The sequence below is a fragment of the Synechococcus sp. H55.11 genome (genome assembly GCF_047462475.1).
Classification (GTDB): domain Bacteria; phylum Cyanobacteriota; class Cyanobacteriia; order Thermostichales; family Thermostichaceae; genus Thermostichus.
Genome location: NZ_JANSJI010000174.1, coordinates 2109 through 5277, shown reverse-complemented (window position 1 = coordinate 5277; position 3169 = coordinate 2109). Strand labels below are relative to the sequence as shown.

Annotated in this window: 3 protein-coding genes; 1 reads left to right on the top strand and 2 read right to left on the bottom strand. The window is 62.8% G+C overall.

Translation table 11 applies throughout. From position 1 onward, the window contains the following. Nucleotides 1-113 precede the first annotated feature (113 nt). Nucleotides 114-1070: a sigma-70 family RNA polymerase sigma factor gene (locus NW853_RS07335; RefSeq protein ID WP_414348684.1), complete on the top strand. Its 957-nt coding sequence runs from the start codon at nucleotides 114-116 to the stop codon at nucleotides 1068-1070. Here the strand turns inward: NW853_RS07335 and gcvT are convergent. Together gcvT and NW853_RS07325 are read right to left on the bottom strand one after the other, a co-directional pair. Further along, nucleotides 1067-2191 carry a glycine cleavage system aminomethyltransferase GcvT gene (gene gcvT / locus NW853_RS07330; protein WP_414348682.1) on the bottom strand — a complete coding sequence of 375 codons (1125 nt, stop codon included), beginning with the start codon at nucleotides 2189-2191 and terminating at the stop codon, nucleotides 1067-1069. The genes NW853_RS07335 and gcvT overlap by 4 nt on opposite strands. A gap of 162 nt (nucleotides 2192-2353) precedes the next feature. Continuing rightward, the coding region (locus NW853_RS07325) for an energy transducer TonB (RefSeq protein WP_414348679.1) at nucleotides 2354-3169 on the bottom strand (816 nt) is incomplete at its 5' end.

Here is a 3169-nt window from a genome sequence, read left to right as displayed (position 1 = left end):
TATGAATAAGGTGCTGTTTGCAGCAAGGTCGGCTTCCTAGTGGGAAGAAAGCTTGACGCGACAGCAGAAGAGAAGATTCTGACAGGGCATCAACTTATGGTGTGGGGTTGGATATGTCGGAAAATCTTGAGCTGCAAGACGCAGTGGGGCGTTTCTTAAAAATCATTGGGCGCTACTCGTTGCTCACTGCCGAGGAAGAACTGCGTCTGGCCCACCAAGTGCAGCGGATGATGGCCCTTCTGGAGCAGCGGCGGCAGCACGAGTCGCTGGAGGATTGGAGCCAACGGCTGGGGATCCCTTTAGAGGAGCTGCAGCAGATCCTGCGGCAGGGGGAAGCCGCCAAGAAGCGCATGGTGGAGTGCAACCTGCGCCTGGTGGTGTCGATTGCCAAGCGCTACCGCAACCGCGGTCTGCCCTTTCTGGATCTGATTCAGGAGGGCACCATCGGCCTCACTCGCGCCGTGGAAAAGTTCGATCCCACGCGGGGGTACAAGTTCTCCACCTACGCCACCTGGTGGATCCGGCAGAGCGTGAACCGCGGCATCCAAAACAAGGGGCGCCTGATCCGGCTGCCCGCCCACATGTACGAGAAGGTCTCCCAGGTGAAGCGGCGCTACCGCGAGCTGTCCGCCGAAAGGGGATCGCGTCCCCAAGCGGAAGAGGTTTTTGATTCTCTGGATATCGGCGATAACTACCGTGAGCTGATCACCCGCCACATGGCGGAGATGCGTTCTTTGAATGTGGGAGTAGGGGACGAAGACGGCACCGAGCTGCAACATTTTATCCCCGACGAGGACAACGATCCGGTCGAACATCTGAACCGGGTTGCCCATTGCGAGGAGGTGCGCGCTCTGGTGGGCCAACTGAGCGAACGCGAGCAGCAGGTAATTGTGGCCCGCTATGGGCTGGATGGGTCGAAGGGCCTGACGTTGCGGGAGATCGGGGAGCACATCGGTCTTTCGCGGGAGCGAGTCCGGCAAATTGAGCGGCGGGCCCTGCGGAAATTGCGGCGGCTGCAGCAGGAATACTCCACCCCCAAGGCCGGCAGACAGCTCAACTCCCCAAGCTAACCGGAGCCTGCCCCTCTGTAGAAGGGCTTTTTTACCACTTCGGCGGGCCGGCGCTGGCCCCGAATCTCAATCTCCAGCCGGGATCCCACCTTGGCCCAAGTTGAATCCACATATCCCAGGCCAATGCCGTAGCCCAAGGTAGGAGAATGGCTGCCGCTGGTTACCCGCCCGATCGGCTCAGGGGAGTTGGGAGCGTAGATGGCATAGCCGCTGCGGGGAATGGCTCGATCCAATAGGCGAAACCCCACCAGGCGACGCGCGATCCCTTGCTCGCGTTGACGTTCGAGGGCCAGCTTGCCAATGTAGTCCCCTGGATTGTTGACCAACCAACCCAAGTCAGCTTCCAGGGGAGTGGTGCTCTCGTCCATGTCCTGGCCGTAGAGGCAAAAAGCAGCCTCTAGGCGCAGGGTATCGCGGCAGCCGAAGCCACAGGGCTGTACTCCTGCCTGCACCAGTTGCTCCCAGAGCCAGCAGCCCTCTGGGGGGCTAAGCAAGATCTCAAAGCCGTCTTCTCCGGTGTAGCCGGTGCGGGCCACAAAGACCCTTGCCCCTGAGGATCCCTCTTTTTGAGGAGCAAACTGCCCGTGTTGAAAGCGGCGCAAAGCCTTCAGGGATCCCGCCAAAAAGGGCTGAAGGACCTCTTCCGCTGCCGGCCCCTGCACCGCCAGCAGCACTTGGGACTCGGTGTGATCCTGCAGTTCCAGCCCAGGGATCCCCTGCTGCTGCAGCCACTCCCTATCTTTGTGGCGGGTGGCCGCGTTGACGATCAGGCTCCAGTGCTCCAGCTCCCCTTGCGGTGGATGCCGGTAGAAGATGACATCGTCCACAATGCCCCCCAGCGGATTGAGCAAAACCGTGTAGCGAGCGGATCCCGCCCGAACGGCGGCCAGGTCGCTGGGCACCAGCCGGCTGAGGTGGGATCCCAGCTCTGGCCCCCAGAGCTCGAACTTGCCCATGTGGGAGATGTCGAAGACGCCCGCCCGCTCCCGCACCGCTCGATGCTCGGCCACCACCCCTTGGTACTGCAGGGGCATTTCCCAGCCGGCAAAGGAGACAAACCGCGCCCCCAGAGCTTGATGGAAGGGAAACAGGGGGGTGCGCTGCAGGGAAGTTGTGCCCATCAACGGATCTCTAAGAATCAAGGACTAGGATAAACGCACCGTCGCCGATTCTCCGAGCTTGTCCAGTGCCTTCTGTCCCTGCCATGATCCGCAATTGACAAGCTGGAGCGATCCCTGCAGTTCTGCTGCGACGTTTTGGGAGGCAGCACCGTGAGGCCGTTGTCAGTTAGCCGATCCACCTACGGTTAATTGTCCCAACACATTGATGTCGAAGGTGAAGTTGATCGTCACCGAGTTACCCTCGTAGGCTTCAGGCAGAGGCAAAAAGGGTGCCGCCCGCTGAATCGCCGTCAGCGCCGCGTCGTCGGTTTGTTGGCTGCCAGATGTGCGCCCTAAGCGAATGCTCTGTAGGTCGCCGGCTCGACCCACGGTGAAGATCACCACCGTGCGGCGGGAAGTGCCGGTCTGCCCTGGGATCCAATTTTGTTCCACTTTCCGTTGCAAAGCTGCCAGCCAAGGGCCCCAATCCACATTGGCCCGCGCCGCCACACTGGGGGGGTTGGGAGCCGACTGGGTGGGGTTGGCCAAGCCGCTGGCTCCTCTGCCCTGGATCCCAGCCCCATCACTGGGAGCGGAAGCGCTGATGGGCGGCCCCAACTGGGAAGAATCGGAGGGCCGCTCAGCAGGGAGAACCTCCGTCGGCGGTTGGGGAGCAGGCGCAACGGGCTGCAATTGGCTGAGATCCGAAGCCCGCTCGCTGGGCTGCACGGGTAGAGGCTCGGCGGTGGGGGGAGGCGTGGGAGCCGGCGTGGCAGGAGGAGCAGCCGCCACGGGCGGCGGGGTCTGGGTGGGAGTGGGTCGGGGGGCTGGGGTGGGCGGAGGTGGGGCTGCAGTTGGGGTTGCCGCAGGCCGAGGAGGAGCCGGAGGCGCAGTTGGTGTGGGGGGTGGGGTAGGTCTAGGAGTGGCCAGGGCAACTTCCGCCGGGGCAGGTGGTGGCACAGGGGCAGGCTGCTGTGGTTGCGGCGGCTGGGGTTGGGG